This window comes from Mycobacterium sp. TH-M25 (genome assembly GCF_057473665.1).
The window spans coordinates 1-15,155 of record NZ_JBYCLA010000258.1 but is presented as its reverse complement, the minus strand read 5'-3'; the positions used below and the strand labels follow the sequence as shown (position 1 = coordinate 15,155).

The following is a 15,155-nucleotide window of genomic DNA, read 5'->3' as shown; positions in this document are numbered from 1 at the left end:
CGATGTGGCGCGCGCGTTCATCGCTGCAACCACCGCGCCGGTCGTGGGCGAGACGCTGCTGATCGGCGGCGACGAGTCGCACCGGTTGGTTCAGGGCGACCTGGCCCGGTCCCTCGCCGCGGCGATGGGTCTGGTCGGCGGAATACCAGCCGGACGGAAAGGCGATCCGGATCGCGACGCCGATTGGTTCGGCACCGACTGGATGGACACCACGCGATCGGCGGCGGCCCTTGCCTTTCAGCGGATCTCGTGGCCGCAGCTGCTGGCCGAGACCGCCGCGCGGATGGGCTGGCGGCGCTACCCGGCGCGGGCGATCGCGCCGCTGGCACACGCGCTGCTCACACGTCGCTCGCCGTACTACCGCTACCCCGGGCGCTACGCCGACCCCTGGGGCGTCATCGAGACCAAGTGGCCGGCGCAATGAATGTCGCCGGAAAGCAGGCGATCGTCACCGGAGCAGGCTCGGGCATCGGTGCGGCGCTGTGCCGGGCGCTGGTCGCTGCGGGCGCCGATGTGGTCTGCACCGACGTCGACGGCGCCGCGGCCGCCCGCACCGCCGCGAGCCTGCCCGGTCCGGGCACCGCGACATCAGACCCCCTCGACGTCACCGACCCGGTCGCGGTCCAGGCCGCCGTGGACGCCGTCGTCGCCCGAACCGGACGACTCGACCTGATGTTCAACAACGCCGGAATCGCTTGGGGCGGCGACACCGAACTTCTGACGCTGGATCAGTGGAACGCCATCATCGACGTCAACATCCGCGGCGTCGTGCACGGTGTGAGCGCGGCTTACCCGGTGATGCTGCGCCAAGGCCACGGGCACATCGTCAATACCGCCTCGATGGCCGGGCTCACCGCGGCCGGCCAGATCACCAGCTACGTGATGACCAAGCACGCGATTGTCGGGCTGTCGCTGGCGTTGCGCTCGGAGGCCATCCCGCGCGGCATCGGTGTGCTGGCGGTGTGTCCGGGCGCCGTCGAGACCCCGATCCTGGACAAGGGCGCGATCGGCGGCTTCGTCGGCCGCGACTACTACTTGCGCGGGCAGGGCATGAAGAACGCCTACAGCGCCGACAAGTTGGCCGCCGACACCTTGAAAGCGATCACCCGAAACAAGGCGCTGCTGGTCAAGCCACGACAGGCCTACGCTTCCTGGGTGTTCGCCAGAATAGCGCCGAATCTGTTGCAGCGCTTGTCGGTTCGGTTTATCGCCGATCAGCGCAAACGGCAGGCCGCTAACGTAGCCGCTCGTTGAGGAACTCGACGACGCGCTTGCGCGCCTCGTAGGCCGGGTGGCCGTCGACCTCGCGGACCTCGTCGGTCAGCACCGAGTGCGCCATCCGCGAAAAGCCGTGCTCGTTGCCCGGCTTGGAGTTGATCTCGATCACCTCGAACGCGTCACCGAGCTTGTCTTTGAGGGTCTGGAATCGCTCGGCCGGAACCGCTCTATCCTCGCTGAACCGCAAACCGATGGCGCACAAGCCTTCGCTGTTGGCACGGTCTTTGAACGCGTTCAACTCCAGATCGCTCACCCCGGGGTCGCGCCGCTGGCGGGCGGTCAGCGGGAAAGGCACCGACGGCTGGCTGAGCACCGGCGCGAGCACACTGTCGTCGACCGCGGCGGCCAGCGCGAAGCCACCGGTGAAGCAGTGCCCGATGACGCCGACGCCCTTGCCTGGCGTCTCCTTGTTCAACTCTCGCGCCAGCGCCCGCAAATACACCGCCACCGGACGTTGCTTGTTGGTCGCGAAAGCGGCGAATTCCCTTGCCACACAGGCCCGCGCGATGGTCGAGGCGGTGTAGCCAGGGTCTTTGCGCCGGCCAGGCTCGCCGAACAGCGACGGCATGGCCACCGTGAAGCCGTTGTCCACCAGGTGGTTCGCCAGTCCCAGCACGCCGGGGTGGATGCCCGGGATCTCAGGGATCAGCACCACGCCGGGGCCCTCGCCACGGCGGTAGACATCATGGGTGTATCCACCGCCGGTGAACGGCGACATCGTCCAGCCGGTGAGATCGGCTGCCGGTGCGCTCATGGGTGTTTCTCCCGTCGATGGGCAGGCAGAGGTGCCTGCGTTTGGGTGGCCGCCGCCAGCACACGGAACTCGTCGACGCTCCCGGCACCGGTGATCGCCACCTGGGCGGGCCCGGCCGGGCTGTCGAGTCGCGTCGTCCAGATCGGCTCAACCCCGGCATCACCGGAGTAGGTGATCCACCGAACGCCGTTGACGTCGACGGCGCCCGTCGGATACATCGAGGTGTGGATGGAGCCGACCAGCTTCGCCTCGTCGGCGTTGCTCTGCGTCAGGCTCAGGTACTCACCCCCGGGGCTGATGAAGCCGACGATCGACGTGACGGCCCGCATCTTCTGGCCGGTCGCTGGATCGGTCCGGCCGTCGGCGATGCCGCCACGGCCACCGGAATTGGCCTGCCAGCCGGCGGGAAGCTGCGGCAGCCGGATCGGCAACCCGAGGGTCAGCGCGTCGGCTTTCAGGGCGCTCGCCGCGTCGTAGGCCGGCACCGGCCCGCGACTGACTCCGCCCGGTTCGAACGAGCACATGCCGACCACACCGGCCAGCACGATGCATGCCACCACCAGCGGCGCGATCGACCAGAACATGTCCCGGCCGTCCTGCAGCAGCCGGGGCTTAGCCGGTTTGGCCGAGGGCTCGGGCTCAGACGTCACAACACGAGTATCCCAGCTACCGGCCGGCAACCTGCCTCTGGGACAATCAGCAGCCATGACTGATCGCGCCGCTGCCTCCTCACCGGACCCCGGCTCGTCGTCGCCAACGGTGAGCGCAGGTTCTCGTCGTGAAGCCCCAGACCGTAACCTCGCCCTCGAGCTCGTCCGGGTCACCGAGGCAGGCGCCATGGCCGCCGGCCGCTGGGTGGGCCGCGGTGACAAGGAAGGTGGCGACGGCGCGGCCGTCGATGCCATTCGCCAGCTGGTGAACTCGGTATCGATGCGCGGCGTCGTGGTGATCGGCGAAGGCGAGAAAGACGAAGCGCCGATGCTCTACAACGGCGAGCACGTGGGCAACGGCGACGGGCCGGAATGCGACTTCGCTGTCGACCCGATCGATGGCACCACGCTGATGAGCAAGGGCATGCCCAACGCCATCTCGGTGCTCGCGGTGGCTGACCGCGGCTCGATGTTCGACCCGTCGGCGGTGTTCTACATGAACAAGATCGCCGTCGGCCCGGACGCCGCCCACGTGCTGGACATCACCGCGCCGATCGGCGCTAACGTCCGCGCGGTCGCCAAGGTCAAGGGCCTGTCGGTGCCGGACATGACCGTCGTCATCCTGGACCGGCCGCGGCACGCCAAGCTGATCCAGGATGTCCGCGACACCGGCGCGCGCATCCGGCTGATCACCGACGGCGACGTGGCGGGCGCGATCGCCGCCTGCCGACCGGGCTCGGGCACCGACATGCTGGCCGGTATCGGCGGTACTCCCGAGGGCATCATCACCGCCGCGGCGCTGCGCTGCATGGGCGGCGAGATCCAGGCTCAGCTGGCACCCAAGGACGACCAGGAGCGCCAGAAGGCACTCGACGCGGGCTACGACCTCGACGCCGTTCTGACCACCGCCGACCTGGTCTCGGGGGACAACGTCTTCTTCTGTGCGACCGGTGTCACCGACGGCGATCTGCTCAAGGGGGTGCGCTACGAACCCGGCGGCTGCACCACCCAGTCGATCGTCATGCGCTCCAAATCTGGCACGTTGCGGATGGTCGAGGGCTTTCACCGGCTGACCAAGCTCAACGAATACTCCGCGATCGACTTCACCGGCGACAGCAGCGCCGCATACCCCCTGCCGTAACCACTACCTACCTAGCGAGGGATTTGCCTGATGGCAGACGACACCGAATACCGCATCGAACACGACACCATGGGCGAAGTCCGAGTACCCGCAAAAGCGTTGTGGCGAGCTCAGACTCAGCGCGCCGTGGAGAACTTCCCGATCTCCGGCCGCGGCCTGGAGCGCACCCAGATCCGCGCCCTGGGCCTGCTGAAGGGCGCCTGCGCCCAGGTCAACAAGGACCTCGGGCTGCTGGCGGCCGACAAGGCCGACGCGATCATCGCTGCGGCTGCCGAGATCGCCGACGGCCGCCACGACGACCAGTTCCCGATCGACGTCTTCCAGACCGGTTCGGGCACCAGTTCCAACATGAACACCAACGAGGTGATCGCCAGCATCGCCGCTGCCAACGGCGTGACCGTGCACCCCAACGACGACGTCAACATGTCGCAGTCTTCCAACGACACCTTTCCGACCGCCACCCACATCGCGGCCACCGAAGCCGCTGTGCGCCATCTCATTCCGGCGCTGCAGGTGCTGCACGACGCGCTGGCCGACAAGGCCCGCGAGTGGCACACCGTGGTCAAGTCGGGCCGCACGCACCTGATGGACGCCGTCCCGGTGACGCTGGGCCAGGAGTTCTCCGGGTATGCCCGCCAGATCGAGGCCGGCATCGAAAGAGTGCGCGCGTGCCTGCCGCGGCTGGGTGAACTGGCGATCGGCGGCACCGCGGTCGGCACCGGCCTCAACGCCCCCGACGGATTCGGCCCCAAGGTGGTCCAGGTGCTGGTCAAAGACACCGGCCTGACCGAACTACGCACCGCCGCAAATTCTTTCGAGGCGCAGGCCGCTCGCGACGGGCTGGTCGAGGCGTCCGGCGCACTACGCACCATCGCGGTGTCGCTGACCAAGATCGCCAACGACGTGCGGTGGATGGGCTCGGGCCCGCTGACCGGCTTGGGCGAGATCCTGCTGCCGGATCTGCAGCCGGGTAGTTCGATCATGCCGGGCAAGGTCAATCCCGTTCTGCCCGAGGCGGTCACCCAGGTTGCCGCGCAGGTGATCGGCAACGACGCCGCGGTCGCGGTCGGCGGACTTTCGGGTGCGTTCGAGCTCAACGTCTACATCCCGATGATGGCGCGCAACATCCTCGAGTCGTTCAAGCTGCTGACCAACGTTTCGACGTTGTTCGCGCAGCGGTGCATCAGCGGACTGAAGGCCAACGAGGAGCACCTGCGCGAGTTGGCCGAGTCGTCGCCGTCGATCGTCACACCGCTGAACTCCGCGATCGGCTACGAGGAGGCGGCCGCGGTGGCCAAGCAAGCGCTCAAGGAGCGCAAGACAATTCGGCAGACCGTGATCGACCGCGGGCTGATCGGCGACAAGCTTTCCGAAGACGAACTCGACCGCCGACTCGACGTGCTCGCGATGGCCAAGGTGACCGAAGAGTAGCCATGCTCGACGACGGACTCCGCCAACGCCGCCTCGCGCTCATCGAAGAACACATGAGCACCGAGGTGACCAAGGAGTTCGATCGCACCCTGGCCACCTTCAACGGTCACCCACGCTACGAGATCATGGCCACCGGGCAGGTTTTCGACGGCGACGACGAGGTCATGAGCTATTACCTGACCACCCGCACCGCGTTCCCCGACCAGCGTCACGACAACGTTCGGTACCACGTCACCGACGACGCGGTGATCACCGAATTCGACTTGCTCGGAACCAATCTCGGCGAGTTCTACGGTATGCCGCCCACCGGCAGAGCGTTCCGGGTGCCGATTATCGCGGTGTTCTTCTTCGACGGCGAACGAATCGCAGGCGAGCGCATCTACTTTGACAGTGCCAGCCTGGTCACGCAGATCGGCCGCGGCGAGTTGTTGGCGTTGGCCGCGTCGGGTGAGCTGCCGGGCCAGTAACACCAGCCTCATCAGCCACCGCGGGTGGCGGGGTGCACTTTTTGCCCGCCTCTGAGCGACAACCTGCACAGCGGAGCACCGTTGTCGCTGTGAGGTGGGCACCTCCACTGCCGGTCCGCCCGCGGCCGGCCCACCCAAACTAATGTCGGCCCATCCAGTCGTCGAGGACGTAGTGGAAGCGTTCGGGTTCCTCCCACATCGGGCAGTGCCCGCTGTCGTCGAAGACGACTGATTCGGCCTCGGCCAACTGCTCCACCAGCCAGTCCTTGGCGCCCAGCTGCATCGTCTTCTCGTCGGCCCCCCAGACCAGCAGGTGCGGAATGGTGAACTGAGGGATCTGCGACCGGTAGTCCTGAAGCGTCTGGTCGATCAAGATCAGCGTCCCGGAGTTGGCCCCGACCTTGCAGATCGAGTCGAGGAATCTGGTCAGCTGCTCGGGCGCGAGCTCGTTCTTGAACATCGTGGGTACATACCCCAGGAAGAACTGACGGAAATCGTCTTGCATTTCTGCGATGAACCCGTGCAGTTGCGGTATGTCGGCAAAACCGAAAGGCCAGTCGTCCTGCGTCAGATCCGAGGGTCCTTGGGAGACAACGACAATACTGGCGAGTCGATCTCGGCCGAATTGGCGGAGATAGTCCCACAGGACGAAATTTCCCATCGACCACCCGACCGCGGTGACGTCGTTCACGTCCAGGTGTTCAAGCAAGGCGTGAACGTCGCGAGCGTATTCCGACACGGAGTGGCCACCCTCGACGATCGGTGAATCACCGTGCGAGCGGAAATCCAGCGCGATCACCCGATACCGTTTAGCCAGTTCAGCGACGTTGCGCTCGAAGAACATTCGTGACATGCAGACCCCGTGGAGCAACAGAATAACCCGCCCCTTGCCGGTATCGGTGAAGGCAAGGGTCGCACCGCAAGGCAGCTCCAATCGGTGTGTGTTCACGAGGCTCCCTCAGGTCCCGTTGTTCGGTCCACCCGAATTCTGGCCGGCCACATCGGTGATCGGGAAGTTCGGCATCGGCGGCGGGGACGGCGTGTTCGGCAGCGACGGGACTTGCGAGGCCGGAATGTCGTGCAGCGCGTTGGCCGGCGGTCCGTTCTCCCGCGACCCGTAAACACTGCCCGGAGACCGCGGCCCGAGCAGTTGGCTGACCGTCACCAAGTGGTAGTTGTTGGCCTTCAGCACCGGGATGAACTGCTCGACGAGGTCGACCGTGCTGGAGTACGTGTCGTGCAGGAGCACCACCGAGCCCGGCTTGATCTGGGTCATCAACACCTGCCGAGTGGCCGCGGTGTCGGAATCATTAATCCAGTCGAAAGGGATCACGTCCCAAAGGATTCCGGCCAGACCGGCTTTGGCAGCCTGCTCGTTGACGGCCGGATCGGTCAGCCCACCCGGCGGACGCCACAGCGTCGGCGTCACCCCGGTGGCCGCGACAATCGCGTCGTTGGCCCGGGAGAACTGGCTGGGCACGTCGGCGGCGGGCAGCGTCGTCATGTTGGGGTGTTCCCAGGTATGGTTGCCCAGTTCCATTCCCGCCTCGACGACCCGCTTGGCGCCGGCCGGGTTGGCCGCGACCTTGTTACCGATCTCGAAGAACGTCGCCTTGGCGTTGTTGGCCTTCAGGATGCCCAGCAACCGGTCGGTAAACGGAGTCGGCCCGTCGTCGAACGTCAGCGCCACGCACTTGACCTGTGCGCAGTCGACGGCGTCGTTGGCGTGGGCGAACCGGATGTGTCCGGTGAGCACTCCGCCCACGACGATCGCCGCGGCTGCCGCGACGCCGCCGACGGTACGCAGGTACCGCCATTTCTGGCTGTCGGGTCGCTTCGGCACGCCCGAAGTTTACCGGCCCCGATTAGATCGGGGCGCCGCTGATTTCTTCGAGCATCTCGGTCACCAGCGCCGCGATCGGCGACCGCTCGCTGCGATGCAGCGTGATGTGCGCGAATAGCGGGTGTCCTTTGAGCTTTTCGACGACCGCCGCGACCCCGTCGTGGCGACCGACCCGCAGGTTGTCGCGCTGGGCTACGTCGTGGGTGAGCACCACCCGCGATCCCGTCCCCAGCCGTGACAGCACGGTCAGCAGCACGTTGCGTTCCAGCGACTGCGCCTCGTCGACGATCACGAAGGAGTCGTGCAGCGAGCGGCCCCGGATGTGGGTCAGCGGCAGCACCTCGAGCATCCCGCGGGAGAGCACTTCCTCGAGCACCGCCGGGCTGGCCAGTCCTTCGAGGGTGTCGAAGACGGCCTGGGCCCACGGCCCCATTTTGTCGCTCTCGCTGCCGGGCAGGTAGCCGAGTTCCTGGCCGCCGACCGCGTACAGCGGCCGGAACACGACCACCTTGCGCTGGGTGCGCCGTTCCAAAACGGCCTCCAGGCCGGCGCACAGCGCGAGCGCCGACTTGCCGGTGCCGGCCTTGCCGCCGAGCGACACGATGCCCACCGACTCGTCGAGCAGCAGATCCAGCGCCACCCGCTGTTCGGCGGAGCGGCCGCGCAGTCCGAAACTTTCCCGGTCGCCGCGGACCAATTGGACCTTCTTGTGGTCGTTGACCCGGCCGAGCGCATGCGAGCTTCCGGCCAGTAGCCGAATGCCGGTGTGGCACGGCAGGTCTCGCGCACCCTCTAAGTCCACCTCGCCGTCGGCGAACAACGCGTCGATGTCGTCGGCGCTGGTTTCCAGCTCCGTCATACCGGTCCAGCCGGACACCACGACGTCCTGCGCGTGGTACTCGTCGGCGGCCAGACCCACTGCGCCCGCTTTGACGCGCAGCGGAATGTCCTTGCTGACCAACGTGACTCGTTTGCCTTCGGCGGCAAGATTGGCCGCGCAGCACAGGATGCGGGAGTCGTTGGTGTCGGTGCGGAAGCCGGCGGGCAGCACCGCCGGGTCGCTGTGATTGAGCTCGACGTGCAGCGTTCCACCCTGCGTCCCAACCGGAATGGGTTGATCGAGGCGGCCGTGCTGGATACGGAGATCGTCGAACAAGCGCAACGCTTGGCGGGCGAACCAGCCCAGCTCGTGATGATGGCGCTTGGCCTCCAGCTCGCTGATCACCACGAGCGGAACCACGACTTCGTGCTCGGCGAAGCGGGAGCACGCCCACGGATCGGACAACAACACCGACGTGTCGAGCACGTAGGTCCGGATGGCGTCCTGGGAAACCGCTGCAGAATCAGTCACGAGCGCTCCTGAAAGCTCATCGCCCGGATCTCAGCCGCATGCGGGTGGTGGGCCCCACCCCACCCATGCGCGCGAGACGTTATCACCGGGCTGGATGCCCGTGCGGCCCGCACGGACGAATCGGCGGGGGCCGCGGCGCAAGGACCGGGGCCGGCGGTCCTTTCGAAGTCGAGTCGAGAGGCGCCGCCCGGATAGCAGAGCATGTCGCTAGCCATCGACTGCGACGGTACCCGCGTTGGCGCATCCGCGCCGCGCAGGCGCGCCGGAAGGCCCCGCCGGCGAGACGAGCAAGTGGCTAGCCGGCGACGTACTGGCGCAACGCAGGCTCGTCGGCCACGCCCCAGGCGGTGATGCGGTCGGCGATGACACGCTTGAGTTGATCGGGGCCGAAAATGCCTGCCTCGGCGACAATTCGCACCTTGTCGGCGTAGGCGTCGATATCGGCGCCGACGACGTCGATCTCTGCCGCGCGCGCAGCAATGGCCGCGATCGTCTCCTCGCGGGTGTAGGTGAGCAGATGCGCCACCAGGTTCGCGAAGAATTCTTCGTGCCGCGCTTCGTCGCGCGCGATGTGGGTGATGAGTCCGGCCAGCACCGGCTCCTCGATCTGCGCTGCCAGGTTGTTGCAGTACACGGCGTGCGCACCCTCGAAGAGCGCCATGAACACCAGCGTCTCGATCTTCGAATAGTGGTCGGCACGATAGCCCTTCTCCGCCACATGCTGAAAGCGCACGTTTTCGTTGGCGGTGGGGTCGACCTCGCGGGTCACCACCAAGTACTCCCGCAGCGCGATCGCGTGGAGGTGCTCCTCGGCCGTCCACCGGCCGATCCACTGGCCCCAGTTGTTCTCGAGGATGAAGTGCTCGACGAACTCGCGGTGGTAGCCGGCCAAGTTGTCCTTGGTGATCAGCAGGATCTCGCACGCGTCGGTGATGGTTTTCGGCAAGCTCACCTGCGAGGGATCCCAGTCCCGTCCCCCGAGGGGGGCAAAGTTCTCGCCCTGGTCGAACGGCACGAAGTCGTGGGCGAACCAGATCCGCTCGGTTTCGAGGTGGCGATCGATGTTCTCGCCCACCACTGGCTCGAGTTCGAGCATCAGTGCGTCAGGAACAGGTTTGACAGCCATAAAAGTAACTATAACCCGCGTACACAGTTATCGTGAAATCTGACTCTCGGTCAGACCAGTGACCAGTCCTCGAGTCCGTCGTAGAGCGGGAATTCCCTGGCCAGCCGGGTGACACGGTCGCGCAGCGACGACACTCGCCCGTCGGAGGCGGACGTCCCCGCAGCCAGCGCGGTAGCGATGATGTCGGCGACCTCGCCGAACTCGGTGTCACCGAAGCCGCGGGTGGCCAACGCCGGTGTGCCGATCCGCAGACCCGACGTCACCATCGGCGGCCGCGGGTCGTTGGGCACCGCGTTGCGGTTGACGGTGATGCCGACGTCATGCAGCAGGTCTTCGGCGGCCTGGCCGTCCAGTGGCGAGTTGCGCAGGTCGACCAGAACCAGGTGCACATCAGTGCCGCCGCTGACCACCGAGACGCCGGCCTTGGCGACGTCGGCCGCCAGCAGTCGCTCGGCAATGATCCGGGCGCCGGACAGCGTGCGTTGCTGGCGTTCGACGAACTCCGGCGTGCCGGCGATCTTCAGCGCCACCGCCTTGGCCGCGATCACATGCATCAACGGCCCGCCCTGCTGGCCGGGAAACACCGCGGAATTCACCGACTTCGCGTACTCCTGCTTGCCCATGATCAACCCGGACCGCGGACCACCCAGCGTCTTGTGCACGGTGGTGGAGACGACGTCGGCGTGCGGCACCGGCGACGGGTGCAGGCCCGCGGCGACCAGCCCGGCGAAGTGCGCCATGTCCACCCACAGCTTGGCGCCGACCTCGTCGGCGATTGAGGAGAACGCGGCGAAGTCCAGCGTGCGCGGGTACGCCGACCAACCCGCGACGATCACCTTCGGCCGGAATTCCAGCGCTTGCGCGCGCACGGCGTCCATGTCGATCAGATGGCTGGTGGCGTCTACGCCGTAGAAGGCGTTCTCGTAGAGCTTGCCGGAGAAGTTGAGCTTCATGCCGTGGGTGAGGTGACCGCCGTTGGCCAGGTCGAGGCCCAGCAGCCGCTCCCCCGGCGACATCAGCGCGTGCAGCACCGCGGCGTTGGCCTGCGCGCCCGAGTGCGGTTGGACGTTGGCGAAATCTGCGCCGAACAGCGCCTTGGCCCGGTCACGGGCGATGTTCTCCACGACGTCGACGTACTCGCAGCCGCCGTAGTAGCGGCGCCCCGGCAGCCCTTCGGCGTATTTGTTGGTCAACACGCTGCCCTGGGCCTGCAGCACCGCCCGCGGCACGAAGTTCTCCGAGGCGATCATCTCCAGCGTGTCGCGCTGGCGGCCCAGCTCCTTGCCCAGCAGCTCGGCGATGTCGGGGTCGACGTCGGCCAAGGGCGCGGACATCAAGGATGAGGCGGTGCGGGCGTCGGGTGCGGCAGTCACGCCCGCCAGTCTAAACGGGCAGCCCAGACGGGACGAACGGCTCGTCGAGCAACCGAGCGCCGAGCGTGCATCCAGTCCGGAAATCCGGCGGCGGATTCGCACTCAGTGCACGCTCGGCGAACCTCACGCGGGCAGCCCAGACGGGACGAACGGCTCGTCGAGCAACCGACCGAACCGCTCGATGAGACCGACGTCGGCGGGGCGATCATCGAGCCAGCCGCGCAGCAGCCGATAACCCTCGACGTAGGTGCTGGTGTACGCGCGCCACAACGGCGACGACAGAAACCGCAGCATCTGCCGGGCTCGGGCGTCGTTGACCAGCAGCCAGCGCCGGAGAAACTCCGCCACCTCGTCGGCGTCGCGGTGTTCGTCGTGCAGCATCAGCGCCGCATCCTGACGCACGCCGGCCAGCGCCGCGGACGCCTCGGCCACCGCTTCGGCGCGCTCGCCGTCGAATCGCAGACCCAGATCGGCGTAAATCTCGCCTGCCCAACTCCCCCAGCCCGAGCCGATCGCGGCATACAGGGCCAGGTCGGCCAGCCCCTCGGCCATCAGACACTGCGGGGTGTTGACCAGGAAGATGGTTTGCTCGGCTTGGCCTTTCCGGTTGACCAGGCCGGCCTCTTTGCGGCAGTGCTCGGTGTGGTGTCCGGGGTAGGACTCGTGGGCCACCAGCCGGGGCAGGTTGGACATCAGCTGTTTGAGATCGGCGTTGACCGCCACCGTCGAGCGGTAGTCGCCCAGGTAGTAGTTGAAGCCCGACCACGGTTTGTCGGTCACCACCTGGTACTGGACGGTCTCGGGGTCCGGCAGCGGGTACCGGGCGCGAACCCGATCGCGCAGCGCGCTGGAGAATGCCTCGATGCAGGTCGCCAACCGCTCGGGCGGGATCTCCTCGCCGACCCGATGCGCTTCCATCCGGTCGGCCAGCGGACCGCTGCCGCCGAGCGCCTCGTCGAGGCGGGCGTGCGCCTGGCGATAGGTTTCGGTATCGCCCTTGGCGATGTGCACGTCGAAGTACGCGTGCACCTCGTCGACGAACCCGATGTCGTCGCCGGCGAACTTGCGGGCCGCGCATTCCAGCGCCCGCAGGTGGGCACCCACGTAGTCGGCGCGCTGCTGATCAAATCCGTTGCGCCGTGGCACGTCCGGCAAGGCCTCGATGAGCCGACGGGCCTGGCGGACCAGGTCGGCCGCGTCGGGTGCGGGCTCGGCGGCCACCGTCTGGCGCAGCGCCGGGTCACCGGTGAAGGCGTCGACGTAGCCCGCTTCGATCCGGTCGAAGCGCAAACCGAGGAGCAGGTACTCGCGGATCAGCGCGGTAGCGTCGGTAACGGAACGCACGCCTTTAACGCTATCTCGTCGTCAGAACGGGTACTCGACTCGCGGTGCCGTGCTGTCGGCCACCGGCGGCTTACCGATAACCGATCGACGGAGAAGATAATTTATGACCACAAGCAACATGGCTGCATTGCTGGCTGTGGGAGCCGCGCTGTGTGTCGCGGTCGGCGACGTCCTCCAACAGCGCGCCGCGCACCGAATTACCGACAGATCTCTCAGCAACAGTCGGTTGCTGATGACGCTGCTGGGCAATCGGCGCTGGCGGGTGGGTGTCACGCTGATCCTGCTGAGCATCGGGTTGCAAGCGGCGGCGCTGGGCCACGGCTCGGTGCTGCTGGTACAGGCATTGCTGGTCCTTTCGCTGCTCTTCGCATTGCCTTTCAGCGCGCGGCTGTCCAACCGCACGGTGACGGCTCGGGAATGGATCTGGGCGGCCGTCCTGACGGCCGCGGTGATCGTGATCGTCACGGTCGGCAACCCACAGGTCGGTCATTCGCGCGCGCCTGCGCACGCGTGGGTTGTGGTGGCGGCGGTGCTGGGGCCGCTGCTGGTGGGCTGCATCGTGGCCGCGCGAATCTGGGGTGGCACCGTCGCTGCAGTGATGTACGCCTTCGTCTCGGGCTCGCTCTGGGGCGTCTTTGCGGTGCTGACCAAAGAAGTCGTCTCCCGACTCGGTGACGGCGGGTGGGCGGTGGCCCAGACGCCGCAGCTCTACGCCTGGCTGCTGGTCGCGATCGGGGGCTTCGCATGGGAGCAGTCGGCGTTCCGCGCCGGCGCCCTGACAGCGTCGATGCCGACTTTGCAGGTATCCCAGCCCGTGGTGGCGGCCGCACTGGGGGTTGCCGTCCTCGGCGAGTCGCTTCGAACGGGCCGGGCCGGGTTGATCGTCCTGGCAGGTGCAGCGGCGGTAATGACGGCAGCCACCGTCGAACTCGCGCGCATGGACGCCGTCGCCACACGCCACCGGGTCAAGATACGGCGCGCCAGGATGCGCTCAACCGACCGGGTTCATTGCCCCAGCCGCTGATGGCGCGCCAAAGGCTGCAAGACTGACTGCATGCCGCGGCCCAGCGAGCCGAGCCCCTATGTGGAGTTCGATCGACGTCAGTGGCGCGCACTCCGTATGTCGACGCCGCAGCCCCTGACCGAAGAAGAAATCGTCGGCCTGCGCGGTATCGGCGAGCAGGTCAACCTGCGCGAGGTCGAGGAGGTCTACCTGCCGCTGGCGCGGCTCCTGCATCTGCAGGTCGCGGCTCGCCAGCGACTGTTCGCCGCCACCGCCGAGTTCCTCGGTGAGCCACAGCAGAATCCCGACCGGCCGGTGCCGTTCATCATCGGCGTGGCCGGCAGCGTGGCGGTCGGCAAGTCGACGACCGCCCGTGTGCTGCAGGCGCTGCTGGCCCGCTGGGACCACCACCCGCGCGTGGATCTGGTCACCACCGACGGGTTCCTGCACCCCAACGCCGAGTTGACCCGTCGGAACTTGATGCACCGCAAGGGTTTTCCGGAGAGCTACGACCGCCGGGCGCTGATGCGCTTCGTTACGTCGGTGAAGTCCGGCTCGGATTACGTGTGCGCTCCGGTGTACTCACATCTGCACTACGACCGGGTGCCGGACGCCAAGCAGGTGGTCCGCCATCCCGACATCCTGATCCTGGAAGGCCTCAACGTCCTGCAGACCGGGCCGACGCTGATGGTGTCGGACCTGTTCGACTTTTCGCTCTACGTGGACGGGCGGATCGAGGACATCGAGCAGTGGTCCATCGCGCGGTTCCTGGCGATGCGCTCGACGTCGTTCGCCAACCCCGCGTCGCACTTCCACCACTACGCGGGGCTGACCGACCAGCAGGCCGAGGTCGCGGCCCGCGACATCTGGCGTTCGATCAACCGGCCCAACCTGATCGAGAACATCCTGCCGACCCGGCCGCGCGCCACGCTGGTGCTGCGCAAGGACGCCGACCATTCGATCAACCGGTTGCGACTGCGTAAGCTGTAAGGCCCTTCGCGCGAACGTCGAGTTGTTGGGCGAAAATCGCGGTTTCCTCCCAACAACGCGACGTTCGACGGGTGCTGGCCGATGCGGGAACGCACACCGCAACCTCTGACGGCGGCGCCCCGCACCGGCGGGACGGGAGTCACGCCGACAGTCGGCGCACTCCGAGGTATTGCAGGTAGCCCATCAGCGCGAAGTAGCCGCTGGTGGCAAACATCGCGGCGACACCGGCGCCAGTCAGCGGCAGGACCCCCGCGGCCAGCACGGCGAGCGTCGCCACCGTCAACAGGAGATTGCCGGCGATCAAGCCGCGGCCGACCCGGTGCAGATCGGGTGCCGCCGCGAGGGCGTACACCGCCAGGCCGGCGAGCGCGAGCAACGCACCGCCGCTGAATTCGGCGGCAGAA

14 protein-coding genes and 2 pseudogenes are annotated in these 15,155 nt (G+C 67.2%); 7 read left to right on the top strand and 9 right to left on the bottom strand.

The features are described 5' to 3' along the window. Together AC2VOU_RS08730 and AC2VOU_RS08725 are read left to right on the top strand one after the other, a co-directional pair. Positions 1–424, top strand: a pseudogene (locus AC2VOU_RS08730) (NAD-dependent epimerase/dehydratase family protein); the annotation flags it as partial. Further along, positions 421–1,254: an SDR family NAD(P)-dependent oxidoreductase gene (locus AC2VOU_RS08725; protein ID WP_486957020.1), complete on the top strand. Its 834-nt coding sequence runs from the start codon at positions 421–423 to the stop codon at positions 1,252–1,254. The pseudogene AC2VOU_RS08730 and the gene AC2VOU_RS08725, both read left to right, overlap by 4 nt. On the opposite strand, the gene AC2VOU_RS08720 is transcribed toward AC2VOU_RS08725, so the two are convergent. Next, positions 1,235–2,032, bottom strand: coding sequence for a dienelactone hydrolase family protein (locus AC2VOU_RS08720; protein ID WP_486957017.1), 798 nt, complete (start codon positions 2,030–2,032; stop codon positions 1,235–1,237). The genes AC2VOU_RS08725 and AC2VOU_RS08720 overlap by 20 nt on opposite strands. Then, complete coding sequence (locus AC2VOU_RS08715) at positions 2,029–2,682, bottom strand: DUF4245 domain-containing protein (protein ID WP_486957016.1); 654 nt, start codon at positions 2,680–2,682, stop codon at positions 2,029–2,031. The genes AC2VOU_RS08720 and AC2VOU_RS08715 overlap by 4 nt, the downstream gene beginning before the upstream one ends. A 55-nt stretch (positions 2,683–2,737) precedes the next feature. On the opposite strand from AC2VOU_RS08715, the gene glpX reads away from it, so the two are divergent. The 3 genes from glpX to AC2VOU_RS08700 are packed head-to-tail and all read left to right on the top strand — an operon-like array spanning position 2,738 to position 5,721. Then, positions 2,738–3,823, top strand: a complete 1,086-nt coding sequence (gene glpX / locus AC2VOU_RS08710; RefSeq protein WP_486957015.1) for a class II fructose-bisphosphatase — start codon at positions 2,738–2,740, stop codon at positions 3,821–3,823. Between the two features lie 30 nt (positions 3,824–3,853). After that, entirely contained in the window at positions 3,854–5,254 is a 1,401-nt protein-coding gene (locus tag AC2VOU_RS08705; RefSeq protein WP_486957014.1) for a class II fumarate hydratase, read from the top strand. A 2-nt stretch (positions 5,255–5,256) separates the two neighbouring features. After that, complete coding sequence (locus tag AC2VOU_RS08700) at positions 5,257–5,721, top strand: ester cyclase (RefSeq protein ID WP_486957013.1); 465 nt, start codon at positions 5,257–5,259, stop codon at positions 5,719–5,721. Between the two features lie 139 nt (positions 5,722–5,860). Here AC2VOU_RS08700 and AC2VOU_RS08695 read toward each other — a convergent pair whose 3' ends face one another. The 6 genes from AC2VOU_RS08695 to AC2VOU_RS08670 form a co-directional block, all read right to left on the bottom strand. Next, a complete protein-coding gene (locus AC2VOU_RS08695; protein ID WP_486957012.1) occupies positions 5,861–6,670 on the bottom strand; it encodes an alpha/beta fold hydrolase in 810 nt (269 codons plus the stop codon). 9 nt (positions 6,671–6,679) lie between these two features. Beyond that, positions 6,680–7,564, bottom strand: coding sequence for a polysaccharide deacetylase family protein (locus AC2VOU_RS08690; protein WP_486957011.1), 885 nt, complete (start codon positions 7,562–7,564; stop codon positions 6,680–6,682). Between the two features lie 22 nt (positions 7,565–7,586). Further along, positions 7,587–8,882 carry an RNA 5'-3' helicase PhoH2 gene (gene phoH2 / locus AC2VOU_RS08685; protein WP_486957019.1) on the bottom strand — a complete coding sequence of 432 codons (1,296 nt, stop codon included), beginning with the start codon at positions 8,880–8,882 and terminating at the stop codon, positions 7,587–7,589. A gap of 328 nt (positions 8,883–9,210) precedes the next feature. Beyond that, positions 9,211–10,041: an acyl-ACP desaturase gene (locus tag AC2VOU_RS08680; RefSeq protein WP_486957010.1), complete on the bottom strand. Its 831-nt coding sequence runs from the start codon at positions 10,039–10,041 to the stop codon at positions 9,211–9,213. Between the two features lie 50 nt (positions 10,042–10,091). After that, on the bottom strand, positions 10,092–11,375 hold the full coding sequence (gene glyA, locus AC2VOU_RS08675; RefSeq protein WP_486957018.1) for a serine hydroxymethyltransferase: 1,284 nt from the start codon (positions 11,373–11,375) through the stop codon (positions 10,092–10,094). A gap of 162 nt (positions 11,376–11,537) precedes the next feature. After that, a complete protein-coding gene (locus tag AC2VOU_RS08670) occupies positions 11,538–12,758 on the bottom strand; it encodes a DUF885 domain-containing protein (protein ID WP_486957009.1) in 1,221 nt (406 codons plus the stop codon). A gap of 103 nt (positions 12,759–12,861) precedes the next feature. Here AC2VOU_RS08670 and AC2VOU_RS08665 point away from each other — a divergent pair, with 103 nt between their 5' ends. Both AC2VOU_RS08665 and coaA read left to right on the top strand, forming a co-directional pair. After that, positions 12,862–13,782: a DMT family transporter gene (locus AC2VOU_RS08665; RefSeq protein WP_486957008.1), complete on the top strand. Its 921-nt coding sequence runs from the start codon at positions 12,862–12,864 to the stop codon at positions 13,780–13,782. 30 nt (positions 13,783–13,812) lie between these two features. Next, entirely contained in the window at positions 13,813–14,751 is a 939-nt protein-coding gene (gene coaA / locus AC2VOU_RS08660; protein ID WP_486957007.1) for a type I pantothenate kinase, read from the top strand. A gap of 139 nt (positions 14,752–14,890) precedes the next feature. Here the strand turns inward: coaA and AC2VOU_RS08655 are convergent. Then, positions 14,891–15,155: pseudogene (locus AC2VOU_RS08655) on the bottom strand (hypothetical protein); the annotation flags it as partial.

What these genes read in the sequence shown, in the direction of transcription:
- AC2VOU_RS08725 (WP_486957020.1), top strand. Translation starts at nt 421, where the DNA reads ATGAATGTCGCCGGAAAGCAGGCGATCGTCACCGGAGCAGGCTCGGGC.
- AC2VOU_RS08720 (WP_486957017.1), bottom strand. Translation starts at nt 2,032, where the DNA reads ATGAGCGCACCGGCAGCCGATCTCACCGGCTGGACGATGTCGCCGTTC.
- glpX (WP_486957015.1), top strand. Translation starts at nt 2,738, where the DNA reads ATGACTGATCGCGCCGCTGCCTCCTCACCGGACCCCGGCTCGTCGTCG.
- AC2VOU_RS08705 (WP_486957014.1), top strand. Translation starts at nt 3,854, where the DNA reads ATGGCAGACGACACCGAATACCGCATCGAACACGACACCATGGGCGAA.
- AC2VOU_RS08700 (WP_486957013.1), top strand. Translation starts at nt 5,257, where the DNA reads ATGCTCGACGACGGACTCCGCCAACGCCGCCTCGCGCTCATCGAAGAA.
- AC2VOU_RS08680 (WP_486957010.1), bottom strand. Translation starts at nt 10,041, where the DNA reads ATGGCTGTCAAACCTGTTCCTGACGCACTGATGCTCGAACTCGAGCCA.
- glyA (WP_486957018.1), bottom strand. Translation starts at nt 11,375, where the DNA reads ATGTCCGCGCCCTTGGCCGACGTCGACCCCGACATCGCCGAGCTGCTG.
- AC2VOU_RS08665 (WP_486957008.1), top strand. Translation starts at nt 12,862, where the DNA reads ATGACCACAAGCAACATGGCTGCATTGCTGGCTGTGGGAGCCGCGCTG.
- coaA (WP_486957007.1), top strand. Translation starts at nt 13,813, where the DNA reads ATGCCGCGGCCCAGCGAGCCGAGCCCCTATGTGGAGTTCGATCGACGT.